Origin of the sequence: Corallincola holothuriorum (genome assembly GCF_003336225.1) — a bacterium.
GTDB lineage: Bacteria > Pseudomonadota > Gammaproteobacteria > Enterobacterales > Neiellaceae > Corallincola > Corallincola holothuriorum.
This window is the reverse complement of record NZ_QPID01000009.1, coordinates 140,416-157,210: the sequence shown is the minus strand read 5'-3', so window position 1 is coordinate 157,210 and position 16,795 is coordinate 140,416. Positions and strand designations below refer to the sequence as shown.

Annotated in this window: 15 protein-coding genes; 5 read left to right on the top strand and 10 right to left on the bottom strand. The window is 48.7% G+C overall.

Going from position 1 to position 16,795, the window contains the following annotated elements; all coding sequences use genetic code 11:
- Window positions 1–15 precede the first annotated feature (15 nt).
- From thyA to rppH, 5 genes are read right to left on the bottom strand one after another with little or no spacing between them, the layout of a single operon-like run.
- Entirely contained in the window at window positions 16–810 is a 795-nt protein-coding gene (gene thyA / locus DU002_RS14875) for a thymidylate synthase (RefSeq protein WP_114339189.1), read from the bottom strand.
- 11 nt (window positions 811–821) lie between these two features.
- Window positions 822–1,625, bottom strand: coding sequence for a prolipoprotein diacylglyceryl transferase (lgt, locus tag DU002_RS14870; protein ID WP_114339188.1), 804 nt, complete (start codon window positions 1,623–1,625; stop codon window positions 822–824).
- 15 nt (window positions 1,626–1,640) lie between these two features.
- The gene (locus tag DU002_RS14865; RefSeq protein ID WP_158538075.1) at window positions 1,641–2,447 is read right to left on the bottom strand and encodes a sulfite exporter TauE/SafE family protein; all 807 of its coding nucleotides are present in this window, start codon (window positions 2,445–2,447) and stop codon (window positions 1,641–1,643) included.
- Window positions 2,448–2,452: 5 nt separating this feature from the next.
- Window positions 2,453–4,735, bottom strand: coding sequence for a phosphoenolpyruvate--protein phosphotransferase (ptsP, locus tag DU002_RS14860; protein ID WP_114339224.1), 2,283 nt, complete (start codon window positions 4,733–4,735; stop codon window positions 2,453–2,455).
- A gap of 21 nt (window positions 4,736–4,756) precedes the next feature.
- Entirely contained in the window at window positions 4,757–5,266 is a 510-nt protein-coding gene (gene rppH, locus DU002_RS14855) for an RNA pyrophosphohydrolase (protein ID WP_114339186.1), read from the bottom strand.
- 720 nt (window positions 5,267–5,986) lie between these two features.
- Here rppH and mutH point away from each other — a divergent pair.
- Together mutH and DU002_RS14840 are read left to right on the top strand one after the other, a co-directional pair.
- Window positions 5,987–6,667 carry a DNA mismatch repair endonuclease MutH gene (gene mutH / locus DU002_RS14845; RefSeq protein WP_114339184.1) on the top strand — a complete coding sequence of 227 codons (681 nt, stop codon included), beginning with the start codon at window positions 5,987–5,989 and terminating at the stop codon, window positions 6,665–6,667.
- Between the two features lie 145 nt (window positions 6,668–6,812).
- Complete coding sequence (locus DU002_RS14840) at window positions 6,813–7,136, top strand: isoamylase early set domain-containing protein (protein WP_114339183.1); 324 nt, start codon at window positions 6,813–6,815, stop codon at window positions 7,134–7,136.
- A gap of 142 nt (window positions 7,137–7,278) precedes the next feature.
- Here DU002_RS14840 and yfbR read toward each other — a convergent pair whose 3' ends face one another.
- A complete protein-coding gene (gene yfbR / locus DU002_RS14835; RefSeq protein ID WP_114339182.1) occupies window positions 7,279–7,932 on the bottom strand; it encodes a 5'-deoxynucleotidase in 654 nt (217 codons plus the stop codon).
- A gap of 209 nt (window positions 7,933–8,141) precedes the next feature.
- Between yfbR and DU002_RS14830 the strand changes: the two genes are divergently transcribed.
- Entirely contained in the window at window positions 8,142–9,395 is a 1,254-nt protein-coding gene (locus DU002_RS14830; RefSeq protein ID WP_114339181.1) for a valine--pyruvate transaminase, read from the top strand.
- A 5-nt stretch (window positions 9,396–9,400) separates the two neighbouring features.
- Here DU002_RS14830 and DU002_RS14825 read toward each other — a convergent pair whose 3' ends face one another.
- Together DU002_RS14825 and DU002_RS14820 are read right to left on the bottom strand one after the other, a co-directional pair.
- Window positions 9,401–10,150 carry a lipocalin family protein gene (locus tag DU002_RS14825; protein ID WP_114339180.1) on the bottom strand — a complete coding sequence of 250 codons (750 nt, stop codon included), beginning with the start codon at window positions 10,148–10,150 and terminating at the stop codon, window positions 9,401–9,403.
- A gap of 19 nt (window positions 10,151–10,169) precedes the next feature.
- Window positions 10,170–11,063: a Dyp-type peroxidase gene (locus DU002_RS14820; protein ID WP_114339179.1), complete on the bottom strand. Its 894-nt coding sequence runs from the start codon at window positions 11,061–11,063 to the stop codon at window positions 10,170–10,172.
- A 257-nt stretch (window positions 11,064–11,320) separates the two neighbouring features.
- On the opposite strand from DU002_RS14820, the gene DU002_RS14815 reads away from it, so the two are divergent.
- Complete coding sequence (locus DU002_RS14815) at window positions 11,321–11,674, top strand: hypothetical protein (RefSeq protein ID WP_114339178.1); 354 nt, start codon at window positions 11,321–11,323, stop codon at window positions 11,672–11,674.
- 27 nt (window positions 11,675–11,701) lie between these two features.
- Here the strand turns inward: DU002_RS14815 and DU002_RS14810 are convergent, their stop codons facing one another.
- Complete coding sequence (locus DU002_RS14810; protein ID WP_114339177.1) at window positions 11,702–15,064, bottom strand: CHASE domain-containing protein; 3,363 nt, start codon at window positions 15,062–15,064, stop codon at window positions 11,702–11,704.
- Window positions 15,065–15,325: 261 nt separating this feature from the next.
- Window positions 15,326–15,628, bottom strand: a complete 303-nt coding sequence (locus DU002_RS14805; RefSeq protein WP_114339223.1) for an ArsR/SmtB family transcription factor — start codon at window positions 15,626–15,628, stop codon at window positions 15,326–15,328.
- Window positions 15,629–15,791: 163 nt separating this feature from the next.
- Here DU002_RS14805 and DU002_RS14800 point away from each other — a divergent pair, with 163 nt between their 5' ends.
- Window positions 15,792–16,706, top strand: coding sequence for a permease (locus tag DU002_RS14800; RefSeq protein ID WP_114339176.1), 915 nt, complete (start codon window positions 15,792–15,794; stop codon window positions 16,704–16,706).
- Window positions 16,707–16,795 lie beyond the last annotated feature (89 nt).

The following is a 16,795-nucleotide window of genomic DNA, read 5'->3' as shown; positions in this document are numbered from 1 at the left end:
TCCTACGCCGGCGCTTTAAATAGCGACGGGGGCTTTAATATGGGGATGGGATTCGTAACCAACAATCTCAAAATCGTCAAACTTATAGTCAAATATCGACGCTGGACGGCGTTTAATATTCAACTTAGGCAACGCTAACGGCTGCCGTGTCAACTGCAGCTTCGTCTGTTCGATATGATTAGAATAGAGGTGCGTATCCCCTCCAGTCCAAACAAAATCGCCCACCTCTAAGTCGCACTGTTGCGCCACCATATGGGTCAGCAAAGCATAACTGGCAATATTAAACGGTAGGCCGAGGAAGACATCACAACTACGTTGGTAAAGCTGACAGGAGAGTTTGCCGTCTGCCACGTAAAACTGAAACAGCGCATGGCATGGTGCCAAAGCCATCTTATCCAACTCTCCGACATTCCACGCCGACACGATGATACGGCGAGAATCAGGATCTTGCTTTATCTGCTCAATCACTCGACTGATCTGATCAACATGGCCACCATCAGGTGTTGGCCAACTGCGCCATTGCGCACCGTAAACAGGCCCAAGGTTACCCTCATCATCAGCCCACTCATCCCAAATAGAAACACCGTTTTCTTTTAAATAAGCGGTATTCGTGTCGCCTTGTAAGAACCAAAGCAACTCATGAATAATTGAGCGAAGGTGCAGTTTTTTGGTTGTAACCAAAGGAAAACCATCAGCCAAATTAAAACGCATCTGGTGGCCAAAGATAGAGAACGTACCGGTACCAGTGCGGTCATCTTTACGAGTTCCCTGCGCCAGCAGAGTCTGCATCAAATCTAAATACTGTTTCATAAATCCTACGTCTATGACTTAGCGGCTGCAGGAGCAGCACGTAACATCAGGTATGCGCCATATATTATCATGGGAAGCGAGAGCAATTGTCCCATCGTGATCATATTCATCAACACTCCCAAGTGTGCATCCGGCTCACGCACATATTCAACCAGGAAGCGGAAGCTGCCGTAGCCCAGCAGAAATAAACCTGCGACAGCGCCAGGCTTCCGAGTTTTCGATGAAAACCACCAAAGCAGCGTAAATAGCACCACACCTTCCAGGGCGAATTGATACAGCTGCGAAGGATGGCGCGGTACCCCGCCAGACGCAGGATCAGGAAAGATAATCGCCCATGCCACGTCACTCTGACGCCCCCATAGTTCGCTGTTAATAAAGTTACCCAGGCGCCCCAACCCTAAACCGATAGGGATCAATGGTGCGACAAAGTCAGCCACCTGCCAAAAGGTTTTCTGCTCTTTTCGGGCACGCCAAAACATCGCGGCTATAACCCCTAATAAGCCACCATGGAAAGACATACCGCCTTCCCAGATACGGAACAAATAGAGCGGGTTATCCAAAAACAGATCGAAATGATAAAACAACACATAGCCAATCCGCCCACCAAGGATCACCCCGAGAAAGCCATAAAAGAGTAAGTCACCAACCTGCTCTTTCGTCCACACGGAACCAGGCTTTTGCGCACGATAATTGGCCAATAGCATGGCGGCAGCAAATCCCAGCAGGTACATCATCCCATACCAACGTATAGACAGTGGCCCAATAGAAAAAATCACTGGGTCAATCTTAGCTAACACCATAAACTCATCGGCCATGTAACGATCCAATCTCTAAAACAGGAGTAATTTAACAGCAACCAAGAGCAACATGATTGCGACGATCTTTTTTAACCTACGTGTTGGCCAACGACTCGCCAACTTGGCACCTAACGGAGCACTAAACAACGCAGTGATAGCAATACCTAACACTGCGGGCAGATATACATAGCCAATACTGAATTCAGGCAAGTGGCTCACCTGCAATCCACTACTTATGTAACCCAGCGTACCCGCAGCGGCGACGATAATACCACAGCATGCCGAAGCGCCTATTGCGCGTTTCATGATCATACCGTGACTGCTCAAGTAGGGAACCAATAGCGTACCACCAGCGATCCCCAACAGTGCCGAAACACCACCAATGATCGTTGTTGCAACAAGCACATGGAACTTCCGATAGGGCTTACTCTGTTCACTCTTAGCTTGGCGTTGATCCAGCCACATGCGAATACTCATAGCGCCCGCAAACAGGGCAAACGCGAGCTCCAAAAACCAAGCAGGGATAAGTGCAGCCAAATAGCCAGCCATTAAGGCACCGCTGGCTAAACCAGACAACAGCAGCGGAATATTTTGCCACGGCACGTTACCCAATCGAGCATGGGCCAGGCAGGAAGAGAGTGAGGTGATAATGACCGCTGCGAGTGAACTGGCCAATGACATTGTCATCAGGTAGTCAGGCTGCACGCCCGCAAGTGGTAGAAGCAGATAAAAAACCGGCACTAATACCAGCCCACCACCAATACCCAGCAGGCCTGAGATAGCGCCCACTAAAACGCCCACAGGTAGCGAGCAGAGCAAAATAAATAATGCAGAAGACACTGGGACTATTTACCCGCGCGAACCAAACCACCCAGCCCTAATGTCTCAAGATGTTGTGACATGACACGCCTCACATCATTGGGAGACTCTAATGCCAGCACTTGATCTAAAACTTGTTTCGACTGGTCAAGGCGCGCTTTACGGATCACCCACTTAATTTTAGGAATGTTGTGAATGTTCATACTCAGTTGGCGATAGCCCATTGCCATCAAAAGCAATGCGCCGGCAGGCTCACCAGCCAATTCACCACACAAGCTCACTGGAATTCCGCACTTATGCGCTTGATCAAAAATATGCTTCAGTGCCAGCAATACCGCTGGGTGGTAGGAATCATAAAGCTCGGCTACACGGGAGTTATTCCGATCGACCGCCAACAGATATTGGGTCAAATCGTTAGATCCAACAGAAATGAAATCTACGCGAGACGCCAACGCTGGCAGTTGATAAATAATCCCAGGCACTTCGATCATCACACCGATTTTAGGCCGAGCTAACAGTTGATCGTTACCCTGCGCAGCGATCTCTTCGCTCACCTCACGGTAAGCTTGCCGAGTTAAGCGCAATGCTTCATCGACTTCACTGATACTGGTGATCATGGGGAACATGATATTCAGGCTATCCATACCCAAGTTAGCCCGCAGCATGGCGCGGATCTGCACCAGAAAGATCTCCGGATGATCCAGCGTCATTCGGATCCCACGCCACCCCAAGAAAGGGTTATCCTCATTGATAGGGAAATAAGGTAACGATTTATCCCCCCCCACATCTAAGGTGCGCATGGTGACAGGGCGGCCACAGTAACTTTGCAGCACTTTACGGTAGATATTGAACTGCGCCTCTTCCGATGGAAAACGATCCTCCATCATAAATGGGATCTCGGTACGATAGAGGCCAACACCATCGGCGCCAGAACTGTGTGCAATATCGGTATCAGCACTTAAACCCGCATTCAGATGAATACGGACTTCAAAACCATCAGGGGTGGTGGCGCTCAGATCGGCTTGCTTGGTATAGACGCTGCGCAGTTCATCTTCTTCGCCAATCAGCCGGCGATATTCACTCAGAACAGCTTCATTCGGCGAGACATAAAGTTCGCCGCTATAGCCATCAATAATAAGCTCTAAACCATCCAATTGCGCAACGGGGACTTCTTCAATACCCAGCAGCGCCGGTACCCCCATCGCTCGCGCCAAGATAGCTGCGTGGGAGTTATTCGAACCACGCATCGACAGTAAACCGGCAAGCTTACGCCTTGGGATCTCGGCTAACATCGACGCAGTGACCTCTTCTGCCACCAGGATCACTTCATCTTCAAGTTGCCGTTGATCGCGTTTATTCGGGTTAAGCTGCGCCAGCAGCCGCTGTCCCAGATCTCTAACATCACTGGCACGCTCACGAATATAAGGATCTGTCATCGCTTCAAACTGATCCACGAAACCTAGCAGCACCTTCTTCACAGCCGATTGCGCAGCCAGCCCTTGCTCGATCTCCGCTTCGACAGCATCGGCAATTGAGGCATCTTGCAGCATCTGCTGGTACATCTCGAAGATGGCAGCGACTTCAGGACTCACCAGTTCGGTCATACGATTGGCCAGCACCCGCAACTCCTGCCGAGTGGATGCCAACGCATGTATAAAGCGTTTGAGTTCAGCGTCTTTATCTTCTGCTTGAACAATGGGTACAGATTCCAAGCGATAGCTTGGCTCAGCAACAAACGCACGGCCAATAACCACACCAGGCGAGCCGGGTACCCCTTTAAGGGTTTTCACCCAACGCCGCTGACGTCCACTCGCCCGTTCAAGCACCCCACGCGCTTCTGCATGGGCAATAACCGTCGCCAACTGCGCCGCTAGGGTAACAAGAAATGACTCTTCGTTAGCACTGAACTGGCGGGCATCTGCATGCTGTACCACCAAGACACCCAACACTTTGCGGTGATGAATAATCGGTGTACCGAGGAATGCACAGAGCGTATCTTCTTTTGCTTCCGGGAAGAATTTAAAGCGAGGGTGTTGTTGCGCATTTGCCACGTTAATCGGCTCTTCTCGCTGTCCGACTAACCCAACTAAGCCTTCAGAGAATCCGATAGTGACTTGACCAACCGCAGCCTGTTCAAGTCCATCGGTGGCCATCAAGAGAAATTGTTGCTGCTCATAATCCGCTAAGTAGACAGAACAACAATCAACCGACATGGCGGCTTTGGTTTCAGCCGCCAACAGGTCTAGCGCATGCTCAAGATCGGAGGTTTGATTAACCTGCTGAACAATTCTTCGCAGCGTGGTCAACATCTCCATAGCAAAAACGCTCCTCTATCTATTCCGTCTACGTGGCCGCCGCTTATGCGAAGGCGGCTGAGCAGCAATGGCGAACTCTTTCATTGCGCGGCGATACACTTCCCGCTTAAAAGAGACGACCTGTCGAACCGGATACCAAAAACTCACCCAACGCCAACCATCAAATTCGGGGTGATGGCTTGCCTTGAGGTTAACGGCATCCTCTTTAGATTCCAGTCGAAGTAAAAACCAGCGTTGCTTCTGGCCAATACACATTGGAGATGAATCTCGCCTGATTAACCGCTTGGGTAGTTTGTAACGCAACCAGTTTTTGGTTGTCGCAATAATCTTAACGTCTTGCGGCTTTAACCCTACTTCTTCGTAGAGTTCTCGAAACATCGCCTGTTCAGCGGTTTCCCCTTCGTTTATACCACCTTGAGGAAACTGCCAGGAGTGTTGTCCAAAGCGACGCGCCCAAAACACTTGACCCAATCGGTTACAGATGACGATACCGACATTCGCGCGGTAGCCTTCTGAATCGATCACAATTCGCTGTATCCAGCTAAAAAACTTACATGTTTCGATTGTTCCACAATCAGTGGGTGGCGGCAATCATCCATTTCTGCAATAAGACCTGAGTCTCAGTGGATAAAATCAAGGCAAAAGGAAAGTTGTTCACAGAAGCAACGAATGCGATGAGAACTAATACACAATTTCTGTGAGTAAAACTGTGTTCTATCCTGTGGATAAAAATATCTGATGAAATTAAACGACAGGCAACAAAACTCAAACCACAAACTGGAAAGTATATTTTTTCCTTTAATATCAGAAACAAAAAAGCAGTTGAATGATCTTTTTTGACGATCAAAGATCGTTTCGAGGTGATCGAATCAGATCGAAAAGTTGCCCACAAAAAGATCAGAACAAAAATCAACCACAGTTGGTTTATCCACAAGCCATCTGGTTAGATAGTGAACCAAGAACCAGAGTTTGCTGCGCAACAGCAAATGTTGCGCAAGTATATCGTTGAGATATGGCGTTAATCTCGAGTTATCCAGAATTACTGTGGATAATCATGTGAGCAACTTACCTAAACTAAGTGAATAGTCTTTATAACTCGCAGTGAAAGCCATAACAAACACTAATAAAACAACACAAAATCAGCCAGTTAAAAAGATACTTGCCAGTTCAAACATAACCGCTGGTGAAGAAACAGCCATAGTTTTATGCTACCCTACTGCTTCACTTTTAACGTGAGTATCCACAGTGCAACCTCGTCCATCCGCGCCAACATCCCTTGATATATTAATTGCTCGCGCCGAAGCCATCGCTGGGCTTTCCTTGGCAGAGCTCGCGGAGCACTACAGCATCCAAATGCCGAAAAACCTGACCAGAGAAAAGGGCTGGGTCGGGCAACTAATTGAGTACGCTTTAGGCGCCGACGCAGGCTCCAGGCCGGAACCTGACTTCACCAAGCTCGGAGTCGAATTAAAGACCCTGCCAGTGAGTCACTTAGGTGAGCCGCTGGAAACCACCTATATCTGTGTCGCGCCGAGATTAGGACAAAGCGGTGTGTGCTGGCGACAATCACTCGTCTATAAAAAGCTAGCTCACGTGCTTTGGGTGCCAGTTGAAGCTGAACGACAACAGCCGTTACATGAACGCCGCATCGGCACGCCACTATTGTGGCAACCCACAGAACAACAGGAAGCCTTGCTGCAAGCGGACTGGGAAGAATTAATGGAGCTGATCGCGCTTGGACATTCAATCAGTGCACGCCATGGAGAATATTTGCAGCTCAGACCAAAAGCCGCTGACGGTTCAGTGACCACCAAAGCTTTTGATGATCAGGGCAAACCGATCCAGGCTCAACCGAAAGGGTTCTATTTGAAGAAAACCTTTACGCGCATGTTATTACAGCAAGCTTTTGTCACTGTTCCGATTTGAGTTTTGGCACGAATGATGAATAATTACACTAAAATGATGGGAATTTGACCGGTGTAATGAAAAATTCAATATTTGTACTTACACTGTTGCTAAGTCATTTTGCCGAGAAATGGATCCTAAGTTAGCTAAATGGAGGGGCATCACTATGTCCGTTAAGAAGCAGTTCCTAAAATCAAAGCCTGTAGTAAAGGTAACCTTTGAAGTAAGCAAAGAGGCCGCTCAAGACGCCAAAGATGTTTACTTACTTTGTGAACACAACGGTTGGCAGCGCGAACCGATGAAAGGCTTGAAAGCAGGTCATTTCAAGGCAACCGTCAATCTGCCAACAGATGAAAAAGCAGACTATGAATACCGCTTCTGCTTGGTTAAAGAAGACGGTACGGAAGTATTTGATAACGATTGGGAAGCTGAAAGTTATCGTCCTAGCCCCATGGGTGGAGATAACTCGGTCATCAGTGTTTCTGAGTAGATCACTGAGTACCACCTCAGGATAGAAACCGCCTTAATGGCGGTTTTTTTATCCTGTGGCACATACTGCTACAAAACAGCAGTGCCGCACCACCATTGTGCGCCAGCACCAAAGTGGTCGCTATTCAGGTTACAAAGTGAAGTTAAATAACTCGGCGTCGATGCAACGCTTTCTGCTCTCCATCACTGGGCATAAACGCCGCATCCACTAAATCATCAATAGTCAGCATAAAAGAAGGCATAAATTTCTCCATAAAGTAGCCAACCTCCGGCAGACGTTCACAATAGTCAGCCAACACCTTATCGAGCTTCTCTTTCGTTCCTTTGAATTCAGTATTGTTTGCCCGTAATTCTGACAATGCCTTAGCATAAGCAGACAAAATATCGGCCGCCTTAACAAATAGCCCCTCTTCACTGCCCTGCTCATGCTGTTGAATTAGCGGTCGATAGATATCAGCCATCTCCTCCGGCACCGTGTTTACCATCATGTCGCAAGCGATATGTTCCATTTCGCGGCATAGATTTAGCATTCTGTTATCACTGTACTTAATCAGGCTATTCACATCTTCGGTCAACACTTCCGGGCCATCGTGAAACAAGGCCAGGGTCGCTAATTTGTCTTCATTTACCTGAGGGCGGTCTGTGTAAACTGTATTGCGGATCACTCCTAGGCAATGCGCAAACATCGCAACCTGTAAACTGTGTTCAGCAACATTTTCAGAGCGGGTAGGATTCGATTTACTCCAGCGTTGGATGTTTTGCATGCGGGACATCAGAGCAAAAAACACATTTCGCATAACATACTTCCTTTAATCTCGAGCTAACTCAGACGAATGGTCTGCCACATAAAAGGCAGAAAAAGAGCGGCATTGGTAACATCATCTGTTCTCACTGCTGCATTAAAGACTAGAACAGCCATGGCTATCACTCCACCGAAACGTCGGACTAATCATCGATTTAGCCAACAATAACCACTAAGCTGTAGTTTTAACTACTCAGATCAGCCATGCCCAGTCACTTCGAAAAGAAATTTAGCCAGCCCTCTGCCATCTCATCGTTAATGGAAGACCTCAATCAAGGGGTGCAAAACGACCAGATGTTGATGCTAGGTGGTGGTAATCCGGCACAAATACCCGCCGTTAAGGCACTTTTTCAACGCCAAATCGAAGCGGCTGCCGAAGATCAAACTCTGCTGGAAGGACTAAGTAATTATGCCGGGCCGCTCGGTAAAGATAGCTTTCGCCAACATCTGGCAGAGTTACTTTCTAGTGTGTTCGACAGCGAGATACAGCCACAGCATATTGCCCTGACCAACGGTTCACAGAGCGCTTTCTTTGCCCTGGCCAACCTGTTCGCTGGACAGCGTGAGGATGGCTCGCTGAAAAAGATCCTGTTACCTATGTCACCGGAATATATTGGTTACAGCGATCTCGGGGTTAAAGATGACATTTTCACCAGCATTAAGCCGCAAATTAATCTTTTAGATAACCGCGAATTCAAATACCAGATCGATTTTGAACAGCTAGATATTACAGAAGATATCGGATTGGTGGTCACATCATGTCCAACGAATCCATCAGGCAATGTCCTAACCGAAACAGAACTTTCAGAGCTGGATCGTAGATGTCAGGCTGCCAACACGCCCCTGCTACTTGATTGCGCCTATGGTGCGCCATTTCCCAACATTGTGTTTTCAGAGCTTAAACTGCCCTTTAATGACAATGTGATCCTCTGTCTCAGCTTATCTAAACTCGGACTGCCTGGGGCGCGCTGCGGTATCATAGTCGCCGCTCCCAACATCATCAAAACATTAGCCAATCTTTCTGGCGTAATGAGTTTGGCGCCTGGCAATATCGGTCCTGTCATCGCCGAATCGATGGTAAGCAGTGGCGAGATAGTGAAAGTCAGTAATGAGTTAATACAGCCCTACTATCATGATAAAGCATGTTATTTGGCGGCAAAGCTTAAACAGGCGATTGACGATCCACGATTCCGGATCCACAAACCAGAAGGCGCTATCTTTCTCTGGTTGTGGTTCAAAGATCTGCCCATCAGTTCACAAGCACTTTACCTGCGCCTCAAAGAGAAGCGCTTAGTCGTGGTGGCAGGACAACATTTCTTTCCAGGTTTGCAGAGTGACTGGCGCCATCAGCAGGAGTGTGTTCGCCTCTCTTACGCCCAGTCAGAAGAGGTACTCGATGAAGCCGTCACAATCCTCGCCGCTGAGATCAAAGCCATCTACGCTGAGCATGACAAATAACGCGGTTATCCTTGTGATTTCACCTCAACAGGTACCAAATTAACCAACAGTTCTGGATCGGGATCGCCGTTGCGATTGATCGCGGCAGAATGCTTGGCGTGATGATGATGTCGCCCGCCAGCGTCTGCCAACTCAACCACAAGTTGGTAGTCATACCCTTGCTGCAGATCCGCATTCACAAAATAGAGCGAAAACGGCACAGTGCCGTCAGCTTGTTTGCTATGAATGCGGAGTTTATGCGACAGCAAACGATGGGACTCAGCCCCCACGGCACCATCACTTTCTAATGTAAACGTTAGCGTTGAATCGTTCTCCAGCTGCGCCACCGGCAACACCACTCGCCCAACAATACGGCTAACCGCATCATCGCGACGCAAATAGACACCTGAAAAGTAATCAGATTGGGTTTCTAACGTCATGGTGTGACGATCTAACTCCACCACCATCATCCGCTTAACCGTTGTGGTCAACTCAACGGCCGTATTGTCTTCATAGACAGCCAACAATATAGAGCCATTCTCCCAATCCCAATGCGCCGCTTGCACCGAGCCTATACCGAGGACGGATGCACGACCGTCAGCTTCTAATACAATCCCCTCGTAACCATCGCCTGCGGGTTGGGTACGCAACCATGCACCGACCAACGATGACTTATCTGGCGGCAACTCGAACTTAGAGGATGGCTCACAGCCAACGATTGCAAACAGCGCAATAAGCAAGCCGCCAATAATTGAGGCGCAACGGGAGAAAGGCATTGCTGGTTCCGCGAACGAATTACAAAGCCAACGCAGTCAAATCGAGACCACCTTGATTCGACTTTGGCGGACACCAGAAGTAAGCGGTGCCTTGAGGTTGGCTAAAGTTAAACAATCCATCAACAATGCCATCTTCCAACCCCAGCATCCGTTTCATTTGCGCTTCAAAGGGATAAAAGCTGTTAGCAAAGCAGACAAACATCAAACCACTGCCATGGGGATCTGACCATGGCATTGAGCGACGGGACATAAAGGCTTCCGGGGTGAAGCTTTCCTGCGCGGTGCGCTTCACATGTGCCGAAGGGGGCGCCTCAGAAAACTCAACGTTATCGCTCTGCCGACGGCCAATACAATCATCTTTAGCCCCCTGCGTCATCTGATCAAATTCACGCCAGTTATGCCGCCACAATTGTGCAGTCACGAAACTACTGCCCGCCAGTCCAGGTTGCTCACTGGCCAGTAAAGTTGCAGCCACAGCAGCCTCTCCCTCAGGGTTCTCTGTGCCATCTTCGTAGCCGGTCAGGTCCCGCCCCTCTTTATGTTTAAAGCCGTCGATTTTTTGCTGCAACTCAAAGCTACCGGCAAGCATCGTTTCGATCTCACGGGCGCGGTGCAACAGCTCGCCACGTTCGTCACCACGCAACCAGCACCACAAGGCGGCAGGTGTCGCAGGAGAGGAGACTCCAACCCCCGTCAACGCAGCCACCTCTTTCATGCCATCAACCGTGACGTTCAGCGCATTCAGCGTAGCCAAACCTATACCCACCACACAAGCTTCGCCATCGGCTGACGCCGCCAGCGCTTGTAGATCCGTGCAAAGCGTCTCCGTACTCCGTAGAGAAAAAGTCAGATAACAGCCAGCTGCAGGAACGGCGGCTAAGATGCCCGCTTGGGCCAAAGAAGATACGGTCATGCATCACTCCATAGTGATCAAAAAGAGAAAGAAGACTGATTTAAAAGCATAGCAAGCTCAAACAACAGGGCTTTTGATATAACAACTAATTCGAGCCATTTTGACCGCCAAGAGGCAGCGAAGTTCGACGCTCGCGGGCTGTCAATCAATGACTGCCCTATATTTAACTATGCTGTTAGACAGCACATGCATTTTCAAATAGCGATTCACGTTGGCAGTTCATCAACCTGGCAACAGCTAACCGCAGGAGAATAGCCATGGAACTAGACCATAAATATGTCGCGCGACTCAAGCATTGGACCATCTTTGAACTAACCGACATTAATGATGCCATGCTGCAACAGCAGATGGACGACCCATCACTTCACCATTATTTGTTAGTAGGGGAAGTCGAGTCAGACAACAGCGGACAATGGCAACCGGGAAGCATAGTGAAGTCAGGCTGGTTGCGGACTTGGGATCTTGAAGCTCACGAGGTTGAAGCGTTGACCGGGCGATTTCAGTTGGCTGGCGCGGCACTGCAGCAAAACCCACTGATTAAAGCGAGTACTAAACAGCTGTTAGAACAATTAGGCTTGAGACAAACAGCCACAGAGCCAGTAAGACACTGAGACCGATCGTCCGAAAAAATTATCTCGTTACGTTGCAGCTACTATTTCATCCAGTAGCTGCAACGCCAACGTTTCATCCATGTGCGTAATGGCGGTCAATAGTGCACTGCCATCAATATTATTAGCGGCCAATGCTAATGACACCTGCTGCAACATATCTTCATCAATATATTCCGATTGCTGTAATGATTGGCGCAGCTCGGAAAGCAGTGTCTCCAGGGGTTGAACCGAAGTATCGACAACCTCCTCCTGTTTAACCGTAAGCAGGTACTCCTCAACCGCAGCAAATGCACGCTGTAAAGCGTTACACAAGCGTTGCACCTCATCGTCATCCAGTTCGCCGTCATCTAAATAACGCTGCTCAAATGCCGCACTGAGCGCTGCGACTTCCTCCACACACAGATTGCCACTCACCCCTTTCAAACGATGCAAAAGATTGATCATCTCTTCTCTGTTCTGAACGCGATACTGCTGCTGTAGTTGCACCGAGAAGTCACAGAAGTCATCAACGAACATCGCTAGCAAACGTTGGTACAGCGCTTCATTTCCGGCGCGCACGCTTCCTGCTTCAGCATCAAGAGCTGCCATAGCTTGCCCTGCAGCGAGGTCGATCGGCGACGACTCTTCCCGCTCTGGCTCTACCAATGTTTCAGCCAGATGAATTTTGTCGCTGGGCTCACCTTCTAACCAGTAGGCCAATGTTGGGTACAAACGGTCGCCTTCAATCGGCTTAGTAATATAGTCATTAAAGCCCTGTTGATAGGCCTGCTCCCGATGGGCCTTCATGACATTAGCACTCACAGCAATCACAGGTAGCTCTGTCAATCTCGGGTTCAATCGGATCTGTCGGCACACTTCATAACCATCCATACCTGGCATCTGAATATCTAACAATACGGCGTCGAAGCGTTGTTGATGGAGTGCAGCCAATGCGGCAGGCCCATCCTCAGCCTGATACACCCGCACCTGTTGCGCCTGTAGTTGCGACTCCAGGATCTCTCGATTGACACCATTATCATCGACAATCAAAACATCTTTATCGGCGAGTACTGACAGATCAACGCTGGCAGGTGTCACCCCGGCAGCATCATTCGCTTGATCGTCTGCTGCCAGCAACGCTAGGCTGAATCGAAAACAGCTGCCTTTACCCTGCTGGGAATCGATCTCTATCGCTCCCCCCATCAGGTTCACCAAGCGCTGGCTTATACTCAACCCCAAGCCACTGCCACCGTACAATCTTGCCATAGACGCATCAGCCTGCGTAAAGGGCTGAAACAAATTTGCTATCGCCTCGTCAGCAATGCCAATGCCTGTATCCGTCACAGCAAACGTCAGCTGCCAACGTTCATCGGCTAACGCTCGGCCGCTCACCTGTAACTTGATCTCTCCCTGTTCAGTAAATTTCAAGGCGTTGGAAACCAGGTTAAACAACACCTGCGCCAGTCTTAATGGATCTCCCACCAAATTCGCTGGCACATCGTCAATCTCGATCGAAAACTGAATGCCTTTCTGTTGCGCTGCACTACTAAACAGCGCATCGACTTTGAGCATCACATCATCTAATGAAAAGGATACCTGCTCTATTTCTAGCTGCTCAGAGAGTATCTTCTCCATATCCAACAACTCATTTAGCAACTGAAGTAAGGTATCGGCAGAAACTTTAACCTGACCTAAACGCTTGCGTTGGTTCGATGACAGCTTATCGCTGAGCAACAGCTCAGTTAAACCGATAATGGCATTCATCGGCGTGCGGATCTCATGACTCATGTTGGCAAGGAACTGTGATTTGGCGGCATTTGCCCGCTCAGCCTCCTCCTTCGCCATGCGCATCTGCTCGGTACGCTCCACCACGGTTTTGCTGATCACTGCGTTGGTTCCCGTCATCACAAATGCGAATAGCTGCAATAAGCCTGTAAACAGCATCCCCAAAACCAGAGTGGACCAGCTGAACCAATCATCTTTTGCAGTAACAGCAGACGTTCTAGGAAAATAACTTAACTGCCACTGCCGATTATGGATAGGTATCACTTGTTGAAAAATGGGCAGTTCATCAACTCCAGCCCTCGCCACCAACGGCGCTCTTTGTTCCCCATCAGTAATGTCATCGACGTTGAAAACATAGCCGAGCTGTTCGGCCTGCACAGTTAAGTCAGCAAACAGATCGTTGGCACGAAAGACCGCTTCAACCAAGCCATCTGCAAACTCGCCCTGCTCCTCACCATGCAGCCACACAGGATAAAGTAATAAGAAGCCATAACTTGTACCTGTCTCTTGCACCAGCTGAATTGGCGGTGTAATGCTAAGTTCAGATTGCTGGATAGTTCGACTCACCACCCCCCTCGTCAGCGGGTGAAACAGCAGATCCAAACCCAATGCCTTTTCGTTGCCAATATATGGCTCGTTATAAAATATCGGGTAGTAAACATCAGCCGGCTGTCGACGCACCATCACACCGTTATCATTAAGCTGGGTAAACTGATAATCCTTAAAACCCGCCTGGATCGCCTGCGATTCATACGCCTGACGCTGAGCATGAGTGACTCTAGGCACCCAGGATATCGCCTTTATTGCCGGTAAGTTGCGACGGATCACGGTAACAAAATGAACAAACTCTTCTCGACGAACTTTTTCTGAAAATTGAAAAAAGGCAGTGAGAGACAACAAAGGCTCGGCACTTATTTCCAACATTTTTACCACTTCAGCATGTAACTGCTGAAAAGCAGCTTCACGTTCCAAAGTCAGCTTTTCTTGGTGGGCTTGCCGGCTCAGATTAAAACTCCAGGTCACCAACAAGAAGGTAATCAGTGTCGGTAACACCACCAAGAGCCGCCGGTGACGACCAAAGACTTTCTCGCCACCCAAAACCAGCAAGGTGAACGGCGCAAATAGCAAAGCACCGATACAATCACCGGTGTACCAGGTCAACCAGCTGCTGCGCCACGCTTCAGCGGGGATCACATCAAACCCAGTCAAAGCGGTCGCGCCGATCAGCGACGATATAAGGGTACTTACCGGCCCAACTAACAGGGTAAACAGAATGATTTTGCTTTGCTTAAGCAAGGGATCTGGAAAACCAACAAAACGGCGAACCAGCGCAGCACCAACAGCTGCGTGTAAGGTCGCCCCCAGCGACATAGTAGCGGGGAGAAGGAAACTCCCCCAACTGAGCGCACCCCAATTAATCTGCTGAGTAACGTAGAAGGAACCCAGCCAAATAGCAGGCCAAGCAATCCGGCCGAATAGCAGAACAGTGGCCAGAGCAAAACCTGCTGCAGGCCATATTGCACTGGCGGGGCTGGGTGGTATAGCAAAGTACGAGCCCAAGTTAGCCAGTAGTATGTAACCGAGACAAACCACGACAAAATGGGTCGCCTTTATGCTGATCCGCATGCCCTCTCCAATCAACCAACCTCCGCATATAGGATGCTAGTTTCAAACACCACCCTTGGGGACTTTGAGCCACCCAAAACGCAGCAGATAATTCAGCACTGAGTATAGTTGTTTGGTAGTTAGGTAAACCAATAAATCACTGGGATAAGCGCACTAACTCACAGATTTTTTTGAGGTTATTATCTGGCTCAGAGCCGAGCATCAGCCTCGAAAGAGCGTATGGGCGTTAACCGTACGCTAAACAAGCGCCCACACCGCACGCTATTTAGATTGCTCATACTCACCGATACAGCACTCATCTTGTAAGAAATCGATGACCGACTGCAATTGTTGATATTCCGCAACACAGTACAAGGTTCGCCCTTCTCGACGCTGAAAAATAAGCCCTGCAGAGCCCAAACTAGAGATATGGTGGGACAAAGTGGACCCCGGTACCCCTAACGCCTCCTGCAATACACCAACAGCAACTCCCTGTTCACCCGCTCTAACCACTCCTTTATAAATAGCAAGACGTGTTGGATGCCCGAGCTCTTTTAGCGCCTTAGCGACTTGTTCTATGGTCATCAGGATCTCCTCAAATACAGCGGTCATTGTGGCACTATTCACAAGCGTAATTGGCATACTTCGCCATATCTTATTTCGATATTACTAGAAATATCTTGACCTGACCATGTTGATATAATTATATTTCCATTATTCTAGAAATATAGATTGAGATGCATACCCGATGCTAAACTTTTCAATAGACCAAACCATGTTGATGGATACGCTCAACATGTTTCTGTTCCTTAGTCTGGAACTGACCTTACTGTTCCTAGTCATCAGCTATGCTGTCGGCGCTTTACAGACCGTGATCCCACCACAACGGATCCAAAGCATTCTCAGCAGCCGCAATGGCAAAGGTTTCTTAATTGCAGGATTTCTTGGAGCCATCACGCCGTTTTGCTCCTGCTCCACCATCCCTTTTCTGAAAGGGCTACTCAGGGCCAAAGCAGGATTTGGCACCATGATGGTCTTTCTATTTGCCAGCCCTCTACTCAATCCAATCATCATTGGCTTATTCGCCGTGACCTTTGGGGTCAAAGTGGCCCTTTTCTACTTCATCATTGCGATGGCTGTTTCTATCATCGCTGGCGTAGCGTTAGAGCAGTTGGGATTTGAAAAATATGTCAAACCAGAAGCGTATGACACCCCTAAGACATCTAAAGCATGCTGCGGAAAAGCGAAGTCGGAAAGTAAGTGGCTAACTATTTGGCGTTCGACCTGGAGCGACTTTAAAAAAGTCCTGCCCTACCTGATGGGAGGTATTGCGATTGGCTCAGCGATCTATGGTTTTATGCCTGCAGAACTCATTGCTAGCGTCGCCAGTGACAGTAACCCTTTTGCTATTCCAGTTGCCGCGGTGATTGGTATTCCACTCTATGTTCGGGCTGAAGCCGTGATCCCTTTAAGCGCAGCACTTGCTGCAAAGGGCATGGGGCTTGGGGCAGTTATGGCGCTTATTATTGGCAGTGCCGGAGCAAGCTTAACTGAAGTAGTATTGCTAAAATCACTGTTTAAGAATCAAATGATTATAGCCTTTCTGGTGGTCGTATTAGGCATGGCTGTCAGTGCAGGTCTGCTCTATCAAGCGATTTTCTAAATGGGTGCTCTATAACAAATAGAACATCAACGAATAAGCTGAGCATCGTCAACAAGATGCTCAGCTAAAACAGTATCACTGTCAGATCC

Bases quoted from the DNA above. Each gene is read 5' to 3' on its own strand.
- thyA (WP_114339189.1), bottom strand. From the start codon at position 810: ATGAAACAGTATTTAGATTTGATGCAGACTCTGCTGGCGCAGGGAACT.
- lgt (WP_114339188.1), bottom strand. From the start codon at position 1,625: ATGGCCGATGAGTTTATGGTGTTAGCTAAGATTGACCCAGTGATTTTT.
- ptsP (WP_114339224.1), bottom strand. From the start codon at position 4,735: ATGTTGACCACGCTGCGAAGAATTGTTCAGCAGGTTAATCAAACCTCC.
- DU002_RS14840 (WP_114339183.1), top strand. From the start codon at position 6,813: ATGTCCGTTAAGAAGCAGTTCCTAAAATCAAAGCCTGTAGTAAAGGTA.
- yfbR (WP_114339182.1), bottom strand. From the start codon at position 7,932: ATGCGAAATGTGTTTTTTGCTCTGATGTCCCGCATGCAAAACATCCAA.
- DU002_RS14830 (WP_114339181.1), top strand. From the start codon at position 8,142: ATGCCCAGTCACTTCGAAAAGAAATTTAGCCAGCCCTCTGCCATCTCA.
- DU002_RS14825 (WP_114339180.1), bottom strand. From the start codon at position 10,150: ATGCCTTTCTCCCGTTGCGCCTCAATTATTGGCGGCTTGCTTATTGCG.
- DU002_RS14820 (WP_114339179.1), bottom strand. From the start codon at position 11,063: ATGACCGTATCTTCTTTGGCCCAAGCGGGCATCTTAGCCGCCGTTCCT.
- DU002_RS14815 (WP_114339178.1), top strand. From the start codon at position 11,321: ATGGAACTAGACCATAAATATGTCGCGCGACTCAAGCATTGGACCATC.
- DU002_RS14810 (WP_114339177.1), bottom strand. From the start codon at position 15,064: ATGCGGATCAGCATAAAGGCGACCCATTTTGTCGTGGTTTGTCTCGGT.
- DU002_RS14805 (WP_114339223.1), bottom strand. From the start codon at position 15,628: ATGACCATAGAACAAGTCGCTAAGGCGCTAAAAGAGCTCGGGCATCCA.
- DU002_RS14800 (WP_114339176.1), top strand. From the start codon at position 15,792: ATGCTAAACTTTTCAATAGACCAAACCATGTTGATGGATACGCTCAAC.